This window comes from Pseudomonas sp. GM_Psu_1 (genome assembly GCF_026544185.1).
In the GTDB taxonomy this organism is placed as follows: domain Bacteria; phylum Pseudomonadota; class Gammaproteobacteria; order Pseudomonadales; family Pseudomonadaceae; genus Chryseomonas; species Chryseomonas oryzihabitans.
Genome location: NZ_JALNUX010000005.1, coordinates 380,664 through 398,153, shown reverse-complemented (window position 1 = coordinate 398,153; position 17,490 = coordinate 380,664). Strand labels below are relative to the sequence as shown.

Annotated in this window: 16 protein-coding genes; 11 read left to right on the top strand and 5 right to left on the bottom strand. The window is 67.1% G+C overall.

Features of this window, described 5'->3' with window-relative positions:
* Nucleotides 1–44: 44 nt before the first annotated feature.
* The 4 genes from cobW to OXS31_RS11515 are packed head-to-tail and all read left to right on the top strand — an operon-like array spanning nucleotide 45 to nucleotide 6,563.
* Nucleotides 45–1,097, top strand: a complete 1,053-nt coding sequence (gene cobW, locus OXS31_RS11530) for a cobalamin biosynthesis protein CobW (protein WP_027599500.1) — start codon at nucleotides 45–47, stop codon at nucleotides 1,095–1,097.
* A gap of 6 nt (nucleotides 1,098–1,103) precedes the next feature.
* A complete protein-coding gene (cobN, locus tag OXS31_RS11525; protein ID WP_267399076.1) occupies nucleotides 1,104–4,853 on the top strand; it encodes a cobaltochelatase subunit CobN in 3,750 nt (1,249 codons plus the stop codon).
* A 1-nt stretch (nucleotide 4,854) separates the two neighbouring features.
* Nucleotides 4,855–5,898: an AAA family ATPase gene (locus tag OXS31_RS11520; RefSeq protein WP_267399075.1), complete on the top strand. Its 1,044-nt coding sequence runs from the start codon at nucleotides 4,855–4,857 to the stop codon at nucleotides 5,896–5,898.
* 20 nt (nucleotides 5,899–5,918) lie between these two features.
* Complete coding sequence (locus OXS31_RS11515) at nucleotides 5,919–6,563, top strand: VWA domain-containing protein (RefSeq protein ID WP_219860260.1); 645 nt, start codon at nucleotides 5,919–5,921, stop codon at nucleotides 6,561–6,563.
* Between the two features lie 116 nt (nucleotides 6,564–6,679).
* On the opposite strand, the gene OXS31_RS11510 is transcribed toward OXS31_RS11515, so the two are convergent.
* The 4 genes from OXS31_RS11510 to OXS31_RS11495 all read right to left on the bottom strand — a co-directional run bounded on the left by OXS31_RS11510 (nucleotide 6,680) and on the right by OXS31_RS11495 (nucleotide 10,577).
* Nucleotides 6,680–7,600, bottom strand: a complete 921-nt coding sequence (locus tag OXS31_RS11510) for a metal ABC transporter substrate-binding protein (protein WP_267399074.1) — start codon at nucleotides 7,598–7,600, stop codon at nucleotides 6,680–6,682.
* A gap of 11 nt (nucleotides 7,601–7,611) precedes the next feature.
* Nucleotides 7,612–8,481, bottom strand: a complete 870-nt coding sequence (locus tag OXS31_RS11505) for a metal ABC transporter permease (RefSeq protein ID WP_007158472.1) — start codon at nucleotides 8,479–8,481, stop codon at nucleotides 7,612–7,614.
* Nucleotides 8,478–9,212: a zinc ABC transporter ATP-binding protein AztA gene (gene aztA / locus OXS31_RS11500; RefSeq protein ID WP_042133963.1), complete on the bottom strand. Its 735-nt coding sequence runs from the start codon at nucleotides 9,210–9,212 to the stop codon at nucleotides 8,478–8,480. Before aztA ends, OXS31_RS11505 begins: the two co-directional genes overlap by 4 nt.
* Before the next feature lie 267 nt (nucleotides 9,213–9,479).
* Entirely contained in the window at nucleotides 9,480–10,577 is a 1,098-nt protein-coding gene (locus OXS31_RS11495; RefSeq protein WP_007158469.1) for a DNA topoisomerase IB, read from the bottom strand.
* 90 nt (nucleotides 10,578–10,667) lie between these two features.
* Between OXS31_RS11495 and OXS31_RS11490 the strand changes: the two genes are divergently transcribed.
* The 7 genes from OXS31_RS11490 (at nucleotide 10,668) to OXS31_RS11460 (ending at nucleotide 16,521) form a co-directional block, all read left to right on the top strand.
* Nucleotides 10,668–10,925: a DUF3253 domain-containing protein gene (locus tag OXS31_RS11490; RefSeq protein ID WP_027599494.1), complete on the top strand. Its 258-nt coding sequence runs from the start codon at nucleotides 10,668–10,670 to the stop codon at nucleotides 10,923–10,925.
* A gap of 73 nt (nucleotides 10,926–10,998) precedes the next feature.
* Nucleotides 10,999–11,307, top strand: coding sequence for a PepSY domain-containing protein (locus OXS31_RS11485; protein ID WP_007158467.1), 309 nt, complete (start codon nucleotides 10,999–11,001; stop codon nucleotides 11,305–11,307).
* Nucleotides 11,247–11,603 carry a PepSY domain-containing protein gene (locus OXS31_RS11480; protein WP_223855441.1) on the top strand — a complete coding sequence of 119 codons (357 nt, stop codon included), beginning with the start codon at nucleotides 11,247–11,249 and terminating at the stop codon, nucleotides 11,601–11,603. The genes OXS31_RS11485 and OXS31_RS11480 overlap by 61 nt, the downstream gene beginning before the upstream one ends.
* Nucleotides 11,604–12,269, top strand: a complete 666-nt coding sequence (locus tag OXS31_RS11475) for a response regulator transcription factor (protein WP_007158465.1) — start codon at nucleotides 11,604–11,606, stop codon at nucleotides 12,267–12,269.
* Complete coding sequence (locus OXS31_RS11470; protein ID WP_267399070.1) at nucleotides 12,266–13,603, top strand: sensor histidine kinase; 1,338 nt, start codon at nucleotides 12,266–12,268, stop codon at nucleotides 13,601–13,603. Before OXS31_RS11475 ends, OXS31_RS11470 begins: the two co-directional genes overlap by 4 nt.
* A 67-nt stretch (nucleotides 13,604–13,670) precedes the next feature.
* Complete coding sequence (locus OXS31_RS11465; protein ID WP_082066397.1) at nucleotides 13,671–15,347, top strand: methyl-accepting chemotaxis protein; 1,677 nt, start codon at nucleotides 13,671–13,673, stop codon at nucleotides 15,345–15,347.
* 124 nt (nucleotides 15,348–15,471) lie between these two features.
* Nucleotides 15,472–16,521: an AI-2E family transporter gene (locus tag OXS31_RS11460; RefSeq protein ID WP_027599490.1), complete on the top strand. Its 1,050-nt coding sequence runs from the start codon at nucleotides 15,472–15,474 to the stop codon at nucleotides 16,519–16,521.
* 48 nt (nucleotides 16,522–16,569) lie between these two features.
* On the opposite strand, the gene OXS31_RS11455 is transcribed toward OXS31_RS11460, so the two are convergent.
* Nucleotides 16,570–17,439 carry a MurR/RpiR family transcriptional regulator gene (locus tag OXS31_RS11455; RefSeq protein ID WP_007158461.1) on the bottom strand — a complete coding sequence of 290 codons (870 nt, stop codon included), beginning with the start codon at nucleotides 17,437–17,439 and terminating at the stop codon, nucleotides 16,570–16,572.
* Nucleotides 17,440–17,490: the final 51 nt, after the last annotated feature.

Genomic DNA, 17,490 nt, shown 5'->3' with positions numbered 1-17,490 from the left:
GCATGCCTGCCCGTCTTCTTTCGCTTTCTCTCTAAGGGCAGCCCATGAAAACCCTGGCCAAGACCCCCGTCACCATCGTCACCGGCTTCCTCGGTTCCGGCAAGACCACCCTGCTGCGACACATGCTCGACCACGCCGAAGGCCGCCGCATCGCGGTGATCGTCAACGAATTCGGCGAGCTGGGCATCGACGGTGAAATCCTGCGCCAGTGCAGCATCGGCTGTACCGAGGAAGAGGCCCAGGGCCGCGTCTTCGAACTGGCCAACGGCTGCCTGTGCTGCACCGTGCAGGAAGAATTCTTCCCGGTGATGAAGGAGCTGGTGGCCCGCCGCGGCGACATCGACCATATCCTCATCGAGACCAGTGGCCTGGCCCTGCCCAAGCCCCTGGTGCAGGCCTTCCAGTGGCCGGAGATCCGCAACGCCTGCACGGTGGATGCGGTGATCACCGTGGTCGACAGCCCCGCGGTGGCGGCCGGCACCTTCGCCGCCCATCCCGAGCAGGTGGACGTCCAGCGCCGCCAGGACCCCAACCTCGACCATGAATCGCCGCTCCACGAGTTGTTCGAAGACCAGCTCGCCAGCGCCGATCTGGTGATCCTCAACAAGGCCGATGGCCTGGATGCCGAGGCCCTGGCGCGGGTACGTGCCGAGGTCACCGAGGAGTTGCCGCCGGCGGTCAAGGTGGTGGAAGCCAGTCGCGGCGTGCTGCCGCTGTCGGTTCTGCTGGGGCTGCAGGCCGAATCCGAGGCCCATATCGACAGCCGTCCCACCCACCATGACCTCGAAGGTCATGAAGACCACGATCACGACGAATTCGACTCCTTCGGCGTCCAGCTGCCCGAGGTGGCCGAGGCGACCCTGCTGGCGGCCCTGGCCGAGGTGGTCAAGACCCATGGTGTGCTGCGGGTGAAGGGCTTCGCGGCCATCGCCGGCAAGCCGCTGCGACTGCTGGTCCAGGGGGTCGGCACCCGCTTCGACAAGCACTTCGACCGCCCCTGGAAGACCGATGAGACTCGCAGCACCCAGCTGGTGCTGATCGGCCAGGAGTTGGACCAGGCGGCTATCACCGCCCAGTTGCGCGCCGCGGTCGCCTGACGCCAGATGCATCTGCTGCGTACCCAGCCGGGCGGCTTCGTCCCCGACGACGGCATCGCCCACCTGGCGCAGACGCCCAGTGAGATCGTCGTACTCTGCAGTGGCGATTCGCACCTGGCGCTGCTGGCGGAGGCGACCCGTAGCCTGGACGAAGACTATCCGAGTCTGCGCCTGGCCAATCCCATGCAGTTGCAGAACCACGCCTCGGTGGACCTCTATGTCGAGGAGGTGCTGAGCCAGGCTCGGGTGGTGTTCATCTCCCTGCACGGCGGCCAGGGTTACTGGCGTTATGGCATGGAACGGCTGGCCGAGTTGGCCGCGCGGGGGCTGACCCTGATCGCGGTACCCGGCTGCGATCGGCCTGATCCGGAGCTGATGGCCCTGGGTACGGTGGCCCCGGAGCTGGCCGAACGGCTGTGGCGCTATCTGCGCCAGGGAGGGCTGGGCAATGCCCGGGATTTCCTGCATTGCCTGGCGGCCGAATGCCTGGGTGCCCCGTACACCTACCAGCCGCCACGGGAATTGCCGCGGGTGGCGGTCTATCAGCCGGAAGGCCTGGGTCTGGACGGCTGGCGCCAGCACTGGCGACCGGATTGGCCGACCGCGGCGCTGCTGTTCTATCGCACCCATCTGCAGTCGGCCAACACCGCCTTCGTCGACGTCTTCTGCCAACAGCTGGCCGCCGAAGGGCTGAATCCGTTGCCTATCGCCGTGGCCAGTCTCAAGGAGCCGGCCTGTCTGGAGGAGGTGGAGCGGCTGCTGGACGAGACCAACGCCGCGCTGATCCTCAATACCACCGGCTTCGCCCAATCCAGTCCGGAGCGGCCGAATCTCACGCCGTTCCGTCGCCCGGTGCCGGTGCTCCAGGCCATCTGCGCCCAGGACAATCGCGAGCGCTGGCTGGAGAATCCCCAGGGTCTGGGTGCCCGCGATCTGGCCATGCATATCGCCCTGCCGGAATTGGACGGGCGCATCATTACCCGGCCGATCAGCTTCAAGGGCCTGGCCTGGCGCTGCGAGCGCAGCCAGAGCGACGTGGTCAACTACCAGGCCGATGGCGAGCGCATGGCCTTCGTCGCCCGCCTGGCGCGCAACTGGATCGAGCTGGCGCGGCGTCCCGCGGCGGACAAGCGCATCGCCCTGATCCTGGCCAACTATCCGACCCGTGACGGCCGCATCGGCAATGGCGTGGGCCTGGATACCCCGGCGGCAGCGCTCGGGGTACTGCGCGCCTTGCAGACGGCCGGCTATCCGGTCGCCAATCTGCCGGACAGCGGCACCGCCCTGATCGAGCGTCTGCTCGGTGGGGTGACCAACGACAGCGCCCTGCGCGATCTGCGCCCGGCGTTGCAGAGCCTGGCGCTGCAGGACTACCACGCTTTGTTCGCCGGGTTGCCGCTCAGCCTGCAGCAGGCGGTGATCGAGCGCTGGGGCGGACCCGAGACCGATCCCATGCACCGTCGCGGTCGGCTCATGGTGGCCGGGGTGCGCTTCGGCCTGACCTTTGTCGGCATCCAGCCGGCGCGTGGCTATGACGTCGATCCGGCGGCGGTCTACCACGATCCTGCGCTGGTGCCGCCCCATGGCTACCTGGCCTTCTATTTCTGGCTGCGCGAGGCATATGGCGCCCAGGCCGTGGTGCATCTGGGCAAGCACGGCAACCTGGAATGGCTGCCGGGCAAGGGCGTCGGGCTGTCGGCGGAGTGTTGGCCGGACGCCATTCTCGGACCGCTGCCCAACGTCTATCCCTTCATCGTCAACGACCCGGGCGAGGGCGCCCAGGCCAAGCGGCGCACCCAGGCGGTGATCATCGACCACCTGATGCCGCCGCTGACCCGAGCCGAGAGCTACGGGCCGCTGCGCGATCTGGAGCGGCTGGCCGACGAATACTATGACGCCAGCCTGCTGGATCTGCGGCGCGCCACCGAGTTGCGCGGCGAGATCCTGCAACTGGTGCGCGAGACCGCCCTGGATCGCGAGCTGGGGCTGGTGATCACCGACGATCCGGACAGCTGGCTGCCGCAGCTGGACGCCTACCTGTGCGACCTCAAGGAGTCCCAGATCCGCGATGGCCTGCATGTGTTCGGTGAATCCCCGACCGGGCAATTGCGTCGCGATACCCTGGTGGCGCTCTTGCGCATCCCCCGTGGCGATGCCCAGGGCGGCAATGCGAGTCTCTTGCGGGCGCTGGCCAAGGATCTGCAGCTGGAGTTCGATCCCCTGGCCGCCGACCTGGGCGAGCCCTGGCAAGGGGCGCGCCCGGCTTGCCTGGCGGCGCTGTCCGCCGAACCCTGGCGCACCCTGGGTGATACCCGGGAGCGCCTGGAATTGCTGGCCCTGGCGCTGGTCGCCGCGATGGTCGATGCCGAGCCCTTGCCGTTGGCGCTGGTCGAATTGCCGGCGACCCGTCCGGTGCTGGAACACCTGGTCACCCAGGTGGCGCCGGCACTGGACGGCTGTGGCCCCGCTGAAATCGGCGGCCTCCTGGCGGCCCTGGACGGGCGCTTCGTGCCGGCCGGCCCCAGCGGCGCGCCCAGTCGCGGGCGGCTGGATGTCCTGCCCACCGGGCGCAACTTCTTTTCCGTGGACGTGCGCAACCTGCCGAGCATGACCGCCTGGCGGCTCGGTTGGCAGTCGGCCAATCTGCTGCTGGAGCGTCATCTGCAGGAGGAGGGCGACCACCTGCGCCAGTTGGGTCTTTCGGTCTGGGGCACGGCGACCATGAGGACCGGCGGCGACGACATCGCCCAGGCCATGGCGCTGTTGGGTGTGCGCCCGGTGTGGCAGACCGGCAGCGCCCGGGTCGAAGACTTCGAGATCCTGCCGCTGTCGCTGCTGGATCGTCCGCGGGTGGACGTCACCCTGCGCATCTCCGGTTTCTTTCGCGATGCCTTCGGCGGTCTGGTACGGCTGTTCGATGCCGCGGTCCAGGCGGTGGCCGCTCTGGACGAGCCGGACGATCTCAACCCCCTGGCCGCCCAGGTTCGCCGCGAGCGCGCTGCCCTGGAAGCGGCCGGTACCGCTGCTGACCTCGCCCGGCGTCAGGCCGGCTGGCGCATCTTCGGCGCCCAGCCCAGTGCCTACGGCGCCGGTGTGCAGGGCGCGGTGGAAGAACGCCAGTGGCAGGATCGCAGCGAACTGGCCACGGCCTACCTCAACTGGGGCGGCTATGCCTATGGTGCCGAGGATGAGGGCACCGCCGCCCGTGACGACTTCTCCCGCCGCCTCGGTCGGCTGCAGGCCGTACTGCAGAACCAGGACAACCGCGAGCACGACCTGCTCGATTCCAACGACTACTACCAGTTCCAGGGCGGCATGCTGGCCGCCGCTGAGACCCTAAGCGGCCAACGGCGCGCCAGCTACTTCGGCGACCATGCCCAGGCCGATCTGCCGAAGATCCGCACCCTGAAGGAAGAGCTGGGCCGCGTGGTGCGCTCCCGGGCAGCCAATCCCAAGTGGATCGCCGGCATGAAGCGCCATGGCTACAAGGGGGCCTTCGAGATGGCCGCCACCGTGGACTACCTGTTCGGCTTCGGCGCCACTACCGAACTGGTGGAGGATCACCAGTACCGGCAACTGGCCGATGCCTATCTGCTCGACGCCGATACCCGTGACTTCGTCGAGCGCCATAACCCCGAGGCCCTGCGCGACATGACCGAGCGCCTGCTGGAGGCCCAGCAGCGCGGTCTCTGGCAACAGCCGGGCGACTACCGCGAAGCCCTCGAACAGCTGCTGATGGATATGGATGAAGCCTGAGATGACCGCCCCCGTCTTTCCCCTGGCCGCCGTGGTCGGCGCAGACAGCCTCAAGTTGGCGCTGTGCCTGAATGCCATCGATCCCCGTATCGGCGGTGTGCTGATCGAAGGTCCCCGGGGCATGGCCAAGTCGACCCTGGCCCGGGGCCTGGCCGATCTGCTCGGCGGCGGTCCCTTCGTCACCCTGCCTCTGGGCGCCAGCGAAGAGCGCATCGTCGGCACCCTGGATCTGGATGCGGCGCTGGGCGAAGGCCGGGCGCGCTTCGCGCCGGGCGTACTGGCGGCGGCCCATGGCGGCGTGCTCTATGTCGACGAGGTCAATCTGCTGCCGGATCACCTGGTCGACCTGCTGCTGGATGTGGCGGCCAGCGGGGTCAACCGGGTGGAGCGCGACGGCATCTCCCATGAGCACGCCGCGCGCTTTTTGCTGGTGGGCACCATGAATCCGGAGGAGGGCGAGTTGCGTCCGCAGTTGCTGGACAGGTTCGGCTTCGCCCTGGCGCTGGACAGCCGGCCGGCCCCCCGTGAACGGGCGGAGATCCTGCGCCGGCGGCTGGCCTTCGACAGCGATCCGCCAGCCTTCATTGCGCAGTGGGAAGCGGCGCAGGCGGAACTGCGTCAGCGCTGCGCCGTGGCCCGTACACGGCTGGCCGACATTCCCCTGGACGATGCCGCCCTGGAGGCCATCACTGCAGGCTGCCACCAGGCCGGTGTCGATGGCCTGCGCGCCGACCTGGTCTGGCTACGCGCGGCGCGCACCCATGCGGCCTGGCGCGGCGCCACGGCGATCGAAAACGCCGATATCGCCGCCGTGGCCGAATTCGCCTTGCGCCATCGGCGCCGCGAACTGGCGGATGGTCCCTCATTAATACCACCCCTACAGGATGATTTGACTCCCACTACTCCGGAGCGAGAGCCTGGCGATCAACAGGAGCAGGGGGATGCCGAGACCGCGCAGGGCGAGGGCGATAGCTGGGGTGCCCTGGCGCCGGAGCCCACTGCAACGGGTCCCAGACGCCGATTGGGTGGGGCAAAAAAGCCCTAGGCATCCGATCGTCCAGCACCCTGGATCGCGATGCCCGAAGCGGGACGGGCAAGGCCGCAGGCGGTCGCCAGGGCGCGCGTTCGCCGGGTACGAAAGGCCCTGTCGCCTGGGTGCCGACGCTGCTACGCGGGCGTCCCCGTCGCGCGGGTGATCTCCTGCGGCAACCGCGCCGGCAGCGTCCGGCCCAGCTTTGGCTGGTGATCCTCGATCACTCCGCGTCCACCCGCCGCCACGGTGCCCTGGCCCAGGCCAAGGGGCTGCTGGCCGACTGGTTCGAGCAGGCCTATCGCCAGCGGGTCAGGGTCGCGGTCCTGCAGACGGCGGGGGCGCGACCCGAATGGTCTTTCCAGGGCCAGCGTAGCGGGCAGGCCCTTCAGGCATGGCTGGAGCAGCTGGGCGCGGGAGGCGGAACGCCTTTGCTGGCGGGACTGGTGGAAGCTCAGGCCTGGTTGACGAGCCGTCGGCGGCAACACCCCGGCGAGGAATGCCAGCTGCTGCTGGTCACCGATGGACGTCTGCGTGAGCTGGAGGGGTTGGCCCTACCGGACTGTCCCATCCGGGTGCTGGATATCGAATTGGGACCACTGCGCCTGGGACGGGCAGGGGAACTGGCTCGGCGCCTGGGCGCGGAATACCTTCACCTCGAGGAGGTACCGGTGGTCTAGCCACCGGTGCGGCGTAGGTCGGGTTGAGGCGGTCCCATCATCGAAGCCCGACATCGGGGAACTCGAGCCTCGTTCTGTTGGGCTTCGCTGCGCTCAACCCAACCTACCAGAGAGCCTCAATGCCCGCCCTTCATCGTCTTGACCAGGGTATCCACGTTGTAGCGGAACATGGCGGCATAGGTGGGCGCCGGGCCGTCCGCCGGAGACAGGGCTTCGACGTACAGCTCGCCACCCGGCTGGGCGCCGCTGGCCTTGGCGATCTGCTGTACCAGGCGCGGATCGTTGGAGTTCTCGAAGAAGTAGGTGGCGACATGCTCCTGCTTGATCTGGCGGATCAGCTTGGCGACGTCCTGGGCGGACGCCTCGGCTTCGGTCGATAGCCCCAGCGGCGAGATGAAGGTCACGCCATAGGCGTCGGCGAAGTAGCCGAAGGCATCATGGGAGGTCAGTACCTTGCGTTTGGCCTTGGGTACCTGGCCGATCTGCTCGCGGGCATAGCGATCCAGGGCTTCCAGTTCGGCGATGTAGCGATCGCCGTTGGCCTTGAAGGTGGCCGCGTCCGCCGGATCCACCGCGGACAGCGCCTTCACCACGTTGCGGGTGTAGACGACTACGTTCAGCGGGTTGTTCCAGACATGGGGATCGATACCGCCATGGTCGTGATCATGGTCCGCGTTGCCATGTTCATCCTCGTCTTCCGCCATCTCGCGGGTCTTGATCCCCTCACTGAGCACCACCGGCGGGCGCGCCTGGCCGGAGGCCTTGATCAGGCGGTCCATCCAGCCTTCCAGGTGCAGGCCGCTCATGAACACCACATCGGCCTGCTTCAGCGCCTGGGCATCGGTGGGCGTCGGTTCATAGGCATGGGGATCGCCATTGGGACCGACCAGGGAGGAGACCTGCACCTGATCGCCACCGACCTGTTTGACCACGTCGGCGATCACGCTAAAGGTGGCGACGGCCTTGACCGGTGCGGCCTGGGCCTGGCCGGCAGCGGCGAGCAGGAGGGCAGCGCCCAGGGAGAACAGGGATTTCATGGTGACTCCTTTCAGTGGGTGAGGTGGGGGCGGGGGCGCAGTCGCCGGTAGAGACCCAGGCGACCGAACAGCAGGGACAGGAGGTAGCAGCCACCCGCAGTGAGGACGATGGCCGGACCCGAGGCGCAGCCAAGGTGGTAGGACAGCACCAGGCCGATCAGGCCGCTGAGGCTGGCGATCAGGCTGGCTACCGCCATCAGCCCGGGCAGGCTGTTGGCCCAGAAGCGCGCCGCGGTGGCCGGCAGCATCATCAGACCCACCGCCATCAGGGTGCCCAAGGCCTGGAAGCCGGCGACCAGGTTGAGCACCACCAGCAGCAAAAACAGCAGGTGATAGAGCGAACCGCGACCACCCACGGCGCGCAGGAAGCCCGGATCGAAGCACTCCAGCGCCAGCGGCCGGTAGATCACCGCAAGCACCAGCAGCGACAGGGTGGCGATGCCGGCGACCAGATAGAGCGCCGTGGCGTCGATGGCCAGGATGGTGCCGAACAGCACGTGCAGCAGGTCCACGCTGGAGCCGTGCAGTGACACGATCAGTACCCCGGCGGCCAGGGACATCAGATAGAAGCTGGCGAAGCTGGCATCCTCGCGCTGGCTGGTGAAGCGGCTGACCAGGCCGGCGAGACCGGCCACCAGCAGGCCGGCGAGCATCCCGCCGATGCCCATGGCCGGCAGCGACAGCCCGGCGACCATGAAGCCCAGGGCTGCGCCTGGCAGCACGGCATGACTCATGGCATCGCCCACCAGACTCATGCGCCTGAGCATCAGCAGGACACCCACCGGACCGGCGCCCAGCGCCAGGGCCAGGCAGGCCACCAGGGCGCGGCGCATGAAGCCGAATTCGACGAAGGGTTCGACGAGGAATTGATAGAGAGTCATGCGCGTTCACAGACCGCCGCGTTGGCGTCCCAGCGTTCGGCGAGATTGCGCGCGCGGGCCAGATGCTCGCTGACCAGCACCTGATCGGTGTCGCCCCAAGCGATGGCCTCCCGGGCCAGCAGCAGGGTCTCGGGAAAGTGCTGGCGAACCTGCTCCAGGTCGTGCAGCACGGCGATTACCGTGCGGCCCTGGCCATGCCAGCGGCGGACGATGGTCAGCAGGTCCGCGGTGGTGCGCGCATCGATGGCGGTGAAAGGCTCGTCCAGCAGCAGCACGGGAGCGTCCTGCAACAGCAGGCGGGCGAACAGTACCCGCTGGAATTGCCCGGACGAGAGGGCGCCGACCAGGCGGTCCTCCAGGCCTTCGAGACCCACCGCCTGCAGCGCTCTGGCCGCTTCCTCCCGGTGGGCGGCGGTTACCCCGCGCCAGAGGCCCAGGCCGCGCCAGGCGCCCAGCACCACGGTTTCCAGCACGCTGAGGGGAAAGCTGCGGTCGATCTCGGCGGCCTGGGGCAGGTAGCCCAGACGGCGTTGCGGCACCGCGCGGTTGACCCGGCCACTGACGGGTCTCAGGGTGCCGGCGATGGCCTTGAGCAGGGTGGACTTGCCGGCGCCGTTGGGGCCGACGATGGCGGTGAGGCTGCCGGTCCGGAAGCAGCCGCTGAGATGATGGATGGCCGGATGTCGCTGATAGGCCAGGGTCAGGTCCTGGAGTTCGATGGCCGCGCTCATGGCAGGGCGACCGCCCAGAGCACGGCCAGCCACAGGGCGACCAGGGGAATGCTGGCGAGCAGCAGGCGGGCGGGTACGGAGAGCAGCAGCAGGGAAGCGCGCGGGGATGCCATGATCGAGCCTTGGATAACGTGCAAAAGTTATAACATAACAGATGCAGCGACGTCATCAGGGCGCGCGGGATGAATCACGCCAGGCGAGCAGGGTCGGGTTTTGCCGCAGAATGTTCCCTGCCCCATGCAAGAGGCAGGGTAGGGTGCGATCCTGTCAGGCCGCCTGGGTCTCCGCCATCCGCTCTTCCAGCCGTTGCAGGAAGTTGAGCAGCAGCACCTCTTCCTCCTTCAGCCCCTTGCGCTTGCGCGGTTTGGGCAGGGTACAGAGGTCACCGGCGAGGAAGGCATCCAGCACCCCGGGATGGATGTAGCACTTGCGGCAGACCGCCGGGGTATTGCCCAGGGTGCGGGAAACCGCCTTGACCATGTCCACCAGTTCCTTCTTGGCATCGGTCTGGGTCTCGCAGCGCAATTCGCGCAAGGCTTCCAGGGCAAGGGCGCTGCCCGCCCAGGTGCGATAGTCCTTGGCGGTGAAGTCGGCGCCGGTGAGTTCGTGCAGGTAGGCGTTGACGTCCGACGAGGTCACGGTATGGCGTTCGCCATCACCGTCCACATACTGGAAAAGGTGCTGGCCGGGCAGCTCCAGGCACTTCTTCACGGTGCGCGCCAGCCGCGGATCGCTGACCTTGATGTCGTGCTCCACCCCGCTCTTGCCGCGGAAGTGGAAGGCGATGGTGTTGCCATGCACCTCGGCGTGCCGGTTGCGCAGCGTGGTAAGGCCATAGGACTTGTTGCTCTTGGCATACTGGGCGTTGCCGACCCGGATCAGGGTCGCGTCGAGCAGGCTGATGACCGTGGCCATGACCTTTTCCCGACAGAGGCCGCGGCGGGCGAGATCCTCTTCCACCCGCTGCCGCAGCTTGGGCAGGGCCTGCCCGAAGGCCAGCATCCGCTCGTACTTGTCGGTATCGCGGATCTCGCGCCAGCGCGGGTGGTAGCGATACTGCTTGCGACCGCGGGCGTCGCGTCCGGTGGCCTGCAGATGACCGTTGGCGTCCGGACAGATCCAGACGTCGGTATAGGCCGGCGGGATGGCCAGCTTGTTGATCCGCTCGACTTCCGCCTGGTCGCGGATGCGCTCGCCAGCGGGAGTGAAGTAGGCCCATTTGCCACGCAGCTTGCGCCGGCTCAGACCCGGCTGGCTGTCGTCGACGTAGTTGAGGTCGGGCGGCAGGGGGGTGCAGAGGGCGGTACCGGTGTCGTCACGCTCATCGGCGGGGATGGGCAGGTCGGTCTGGGCGAGGCGTTGCATTACTTTCGAGGGTTTCGAGCGAGAGGTCATGACTGCACCGACGATTTCCTGGTCGAAACGGTGGACTCCAGGAAACAGGACCCGGTTCTCATGACAGCGCTCGAGCCGACCGACGCACAGTTGCGCGAAGCCTTGCTGGCCAAGGCACGGGCGCGCCGCCCAGGGACCACCTTCTGTCCTTCGGAAGTTGCGCGCGACCTTGCGGCGGACTGGCGACCACTGATGGAGCCCCTGCGCGAGGTGGCACGGGAGCTGGCTCGCGCAGGGCGGCTGAGGGTGACGCAGAAGGGCGAGGTCCTGGACACCGAAGCGCCCTGGCGCGGTCCGATCCGATTAAGCTTGGCTTAAGCGGCGTTTAAGTTTCGATTAATGGCCGATGGCTACTCTGGAACCCGTTCAGACAGCAACCAGAGGCATCACCATGAAAAAGCTTACCGCCCTCGCGACCGCCACCCTCCTGCTCACCGGTATGGGCGTTGCCCAGGCCCGCGATCTCGGCCCCGACGAAGCCCTCAAGCTGCGTGACAGCGGCAAGATCAAGAGCTTCGAGGTGCTCAACCAGGCCGCCATCGCCAAGCATCCGGGCTCGACCACCCACGAGACCGAACTGGAAGAAGAATACGGTCGCTACATCTATCAACTGGAACTGCGTGACCCCAAAGGTGTGAAATGGGATCTGGAACTCGACGCCACCACCGGCGAAGTCCTGAAAGATCAGCGCGACGACTGACCGTTGTCCTCGCCGGACTCTTGCTGCTCGGCAGCGTCTCGCCGCTGATCCAGGCCCGCGACCTGGATCAGGACGAGGCCCTCAAGCTGCGCAAGGAGGGGGTTATCCGCCCGCTGGAGACCCTCTTGCAGCGGGTCAACGAACGCTATCCCCAGGCTCGGCTGCTGGAAGCCGAACTGGAAGAAGAAGACGGTCAGTATCGCTACGAGATCGAGATCCTCGTCGGCGATGTCGTCCGCGAACTGGAAATCGGCGCGATGGATGGCGCCATCATGAAGGACGAGGTGGACGACTAGATGCGCCTGTTGCTGGTGGAAGACGATGTCGCCCTGGCCGACGAAATTTCGGCGTTCCTTGCCCGCCAGGGCTATGCCGTGGACTGGCTCGCCGATGGCCGCGACGCTGCCTGGCAGGGTGCTCAGGAGCCCTATGACCTCATCGTGCTCGATCTCGGCCTGCCGGGGCGGCCAGGGCTCGAGGTGCTCAGCGAGTGGCGCGCAAAGGCGCTGGCGACGCCGGTCCTGATTTTGACCGCCCGCGACAGCTGGGCGGAGCGCATCGACGGTCTCAAGGCCGGTGCCGACGACTACCTCACCAAACCCTTTCACCCCGAAGAGCTGGGCCTGCGCATCGCCGCCTTGCTGCGGCGGGTTCGCGGCGTGGCCAACCAGCCGCTCCTGCAGGCCGCCGGACTCGCGCTGGACGAGGCGCGCCAGTGCGTGGTGCGTGGCAGCGAAACTATCTCCCTGAGCGCCGCGGAATTCCGTCTGCTGCGCTGTTTCCTGCTGCATCCCGGGCAGATCCTCTCCAAGACGCGCCTGAACGACCACCTCTACGACGGCGAGAGCGAGCGCGACTCCAATGTCATCGAGGTTCACGTCAATCACCTGCGGCGCAAGCTGGGGCGCGAAGTCATCGAGACGCGGCGCGGCCAGGGCTATCGCCTGGGCGGTGTCGATTGAGGTCCATCCAGGCCCGCCTCAGGGGCGGGCTGGTGGCCATTCTGCTGGTGGCGGGCCTGGTGCTGGTCCTCGGGGGCGCCTGGCTGGTGGACCATGCCTTGCGCCGCTATCTGGAGACCGGGCTGCGCGGCGAGACGGAAAATCTGCTCGCCGCCCTGGTACGTGGGCCCCATGGCCTGCAACTGGACGAGGGCCGCCTGGGCAGCCTCTACACCCGCCCGCTGTCCGGTCGCTATTTCCTCATCGAGATCCCGGCGCTGGATATCCGCTGGCGCTCGCGCTCCCTGTGGGACGCGCAACTGGAAGCGCCGCCCAGGAGTGGCCTGAGCGAGACCCTGGCGGACGGCCCCAGCGGCCAGCGATTGCTCACCTACCGCGCTGACTACCAGCGCTATGGCCAGACGGTACGGGTCGTGGTGGCCGACGACTACAACCCGCTGTTGACCAACCTGACGCGCATCCTCGCGTTCGGTGCCCTGCTGGGGCTGGCGACCCTGCTACTGGTTCTGCTGCTGCAACGGCTGATCGTGCGCCGGGCACTGCGCCCGCTGGACCAGGTGCGCGAGCAGATCGCCCAGCTGCATCAGGGGCGCCGTTCGACGCTGGACGCCGGCGTGCCCATCGAGCTTGCGCCGCTGGTGGAGGAGATGAACGCCTTGCTGCGCCATACCGAGGACGGCCTGAAGCGCGCGCGGCATGGCATCGGCAACCTGGGGCATGCGCTCAAGACGCCGCTGGCGGTGCTCACCAGCCTGGCCGAGCGTCCCGAGCTCCAGGCACTGCCCGAGCAGCGCGAGGTCTTGCGCGAGCAACTGGCGCGTATCCGCCAGCGGCTGGAGCGGGAGTTGCGCCGCGCCCGGCTGGCCGGCGAGGCCCTGCCAGGCGCTCATCTGGATGCCGCCGAACTGCGCGAGCTCTGCCTACTGCTCAATCGCCTGCATGGCGAGCACCTGCGGTTCGACTGCCATCTGCCCGAAGGACTGCGCCTGCCCTGGGACCGGGAAGACCTGCTGGAGCTGTTCGGTACCCTGCTGGACAACGCCGGCAAGTGGGCGGATCGGCAGGTTCGGCTGGAGGTGGCGCAGCGGGAAGAGGGTTATCTGATCCGGATCGAGGACGACGGCCCCGGCGTGCCGGAGGCGCAGCGCGAGGCCATCCTCGAGCGGGGTTCTCGGCTGGACGAGGCGGTGGCCGGTCATGGCCTGGGGCTGGGGATCGCCAAGGACATCGTCGAAGGTTGCGGTGGAACCCTCGCCCTTGAGACTTCCCGGCTGGGTGGGCTGGCGGTGGTCATCCGCCTTCCGGCGCCGGTGCGCACAGCGTCTACGAGGTGACTTCTCGGTCAAGTTCTGCAGCGCGATGCCGATAACGGCATCAGCTCTTGCGATCAAGGAGAACCTCGTGAGCCTCAAACTTAAAGTCACCTTACTGGCGGTCCTGCCCGTCTGCCTGTTCACGCTCGTGCTGGGTGGTCTGTCTTACTGGGTCTTGCACGAGCAGGCGCTCAAGGACGTCGCCGATGCCCGCGAGCGGCTGATGGTGCAGAGTCGCAACGGCCTGCAGAACACCGTGGAAGCGGCCATGACCGTGGTCAAGCCGCTGTACGACAAGGCCGCCGCGGGTGATACCGAGGCGCGCCAGGAGGCCATCCGCCTGCTGTCCGCCATCAGCTACGGCAAGGATGGCTATATCTTCGGCTACGATTCCAACGTGGTCCGCCTGTTCAAGGGCAACGACCCGGCCGGGATCGGCAAGAGCTTCAAGGACAATCGCGATCCCAGCGGCGTCTACCTCAACCAGGAACTGGTCCGGGTCGGCAAGGATGGCTCGCATTTCAGTCGCTACAGCTCTTCGCTGCCGGGCAACAAGGACGTGCTGGTGCCCAAGCTCGCCTATACCGACTACCTGCCCAAGTGGGATCTGGTGATCGGTTCCGCGGTGAACCTGGATGGCGTGGAGGCCGAGGTCGCCGCCGTGGCCGACCAGGTCGCCAAGCGTACCCAGGACCAGCTCTGGCTGATCTTCGGTACCTCCGGCGTGCTGCTGGTGGTGATAGGTATCGCCGCGCAACTTTTTGCCGCCCGGACCCTCAGGCCCCTGGCGCAGATTCGCGAGAACCTCGATGACATCGCCGCCGGCGAGGGTGATCTGACCCGCCGCCTGCCGGTCAACGGGCGTGACGAGATCGGTGAACTCGCCGCTGCCTTCAATCGCTTCGTCGATCGCATCCAGGGCACCATCGCCCAGGTCGTCGACATCACCCACCAGTTCACCGGTCTGCTTGACGATGTGGCCCAGCAGGCCCAGCGCACCGATCGCGACATGCAGCGTCAGCGCAGCGAAACCGATCAGGTGGCGACCGCCATCAACCAGATGTCCGCCGCGGCACAGGAGGTGGCGAGCAGCGCCCTGCGGGCCTCCGAAGCCACCCGCCAGACCGAGGAGAAGGGCCGGCTGGCCCGGGAGACCGTGGCCACCAGCGTGGCGCGCATCCACGAGCTGGTCGAGGAGGTACGCCAGAGCAGCGTCTCCCTCGATGGCCTCAAGCAGGACGTCGGCGCCATCGTCGGCGTACTGGACGTGATCCGCGCCATCGCCGAACAGACCAATCTGTTGGCACTCAACGCCGCCATCGAAGCGGCCCGGGCCGGTGAAGCCGGGCGCGGTTTCGCCGTGGTCGCCGACGAAGTACGCGCGCTGGCCAGCCGGACGCAGCAGAGCACCCAGGAAATCCAGGGCATGATCGATCGTCTGCAGCAGGCCACTGGCCGTGCGGTGGGTGCCATGGAGCGCTCGGGAGGCATGGGCGAGGCCACTACGGCCCAGGCCGAGCAGGCGGGGACAGCCCTGGCTGCCATCAGCGAATTGATCGCCACCATCAATGCCATGAACACCCAGATCGCCAGTGCGGCGGAAGAGCAGACAGCGGTGGCGGAGGAGATCAATCGCAGCGTCCATACCATCGCCGGTGCCGTGGACAGCATGGCCCAGGGGGCTCAACAGGGTGCCCAGAGTACTGCCGGCATGGTCGGTCTGGGCGAGCGGCTGGACGGATTGGTTCGCCAGTTCCGTGTATGATCGCCGGCGCGTCGGGTTCTCCGGCGCGCCTCTTCAGGTCGAGTTGGGGGTGCTCACGGGAACCCCACGGCTTCCGAGGCTCTAAGGCAAGGCCTGTCATCCTTGTTTGGAATCGCGAAAGCCAATGAAAAGTGCTCGGCTGGAAAACAAGACGTTCCTGATCCTGCTGGTGGTGGTCTCACTGGCCTTCGTCTGGATCCTCACCCCGTTCCTGGGGGCGGTGTTCTGGGGCGCCATCCTCGCCATCCTGTTCGCCCCGCTGCAGCGCTGGTTCGTCCGCCGCTTCAACAACAGGCGCAACCTCGGGGCGCTCTGCACCCTGTTCGTGATCCTGCTCATCGTCATCCTGCCGGTGGTGTTCATCGCCATTTCCCTGGTCCAGGAAGGCTCGCTGCTCTATCAGCAGATCAGTAGCGGTCAGCTCAACTTCGGCCAGTACTACCAGCAGATCTGGGGCGCCTTGCCGGATTCGGTACGCAGCGTCCTGCAGCGCTTTGGCGCCGGTGACCTGGACGGCATCCGCCAGAAGCTCTCCGCCGGTGCCATGCAGGGCAGCCAGTGGGTCGCCACCCAGGCCTTCAGCTTCGGGCAGGGCACCTTCCAGTTCCTGATCGGCTTCGGCGTGATGCTCTATCTGCTGTTCTTCCTGCTGCGCGACGGTTCCCAGCTGGTGGCGCTGATCCGCAAGGCCATTCCGCTGAGCGACATGCACAAGCGCAGCCTGATGGCCAAGTTCACCGCCGTGGTGCGCGCCACGGTCAAGGGCAACATCATCGTGGCCGTGGTGCAGGGCGCCCTGGGCGGCTTCATCCTCGGCGTGCTGGGTGTGCAGGGCGCGGTGCTCTGGGGCACCCTGATGGCCTTCCTCTCGCTGCTGCCCGCGGTCGGCTCGGCGCTGATCTGGGTGCCGGTGGCCATCTACTTCCTGGCCACCGGCGCGGTGATCAAGGGCGTGATCCTGATCGTCTTCGCCGTGGTGGTGATCGGCCTGGTGGACAACCTGCTGCGCCCCATCCTGGTCGGCAAGGACACCAAGATGCCCGACTACGTGGTGCTGATCTCCACCATCGGCGGCATGTCGCTGTTCGGCCTCAACGGCTTCGTCATCGGCCCGCTGATCGCCGCGCTGTTCATGTCGACCTGGGACCTGTTCAGCCACCGCGACGATATTTGATGAGCGACGTGCTCCAGGGGACTGGAGCACACGAACGGGCAGGGCGCGTCAGCCTTGGTCGGGCTCCGAGGGATAGCGGGTCGCGACCAGACTTTCCTTTACCTTGCGCAGGTGCGGCTGGAAGTCCACGCCGCGCTTGAGCGTGACCCCGGTAGCCAGGATGTCCAGCACGGTGAGCTGGATGATCCGCGAGGTCATGGGCATGTAGATGTCGGTGTCTTCCGGCAGCGGAATGTCCAGGCTGTGGGTGCAGACCTTGGCCAGCGGGGTGTTGCTGGCGGTGAGGCCGAGCACCGAGGCGCCGTTGTCGCGGGCCAGCTTGGCCACGTCCACCAGTTCGCGGGTGCGGCCGGTGTAGGAGATGATCACGAAGAGATCGCCGGTCCTGGCGATGGAGGCGAGCATCCGCTGCATCAGCACGTCCGAATGCGCCGACACCGCCATGTTGAAGCGAAAGAACTTGTGCTGGGCGTCGAGGGCCACGGGCGCCGAGGCACCCAGGCCGAAGAAGTGGATCTGCCGCGCCTGGATCATCAGATCGACCGCGCGATCCACGGTGCGGGCGTCCAGGCGCTGGCGGGCGCTGTCCAGCGAGGCGATGGTGCTGCTGAAGATCTTTTCCGCGTAGGCCTCGGGTTCGTCGTTGGCTTCCACCGCCTGGCTGACATAGACCGCGCCACTGGCGATGCTTTGCGCCAGCTGGATCTTCATTTCCGGATAGCCGCTCACGCCCAGGGAACGGCAGAAGCGGTTGACGGTGGGCTCGCTGACCTGGGCCGCCTGGGCCAGGGCGGCGATGGTGTAGCGGGTGGCCTGCCGGGGATTCTGCAGAATGACCTCGGCGACCTTGCGTTCTGCGCGGTTGAGTTCGCCGATACGGGTCTGGATGGTTTGCAGCAGGGTGCTGGCACGATCCATGAGAACTCCTAGTGGTTGTTGTGCCTCTATCCTAAGGCTATAAAAGGTGTG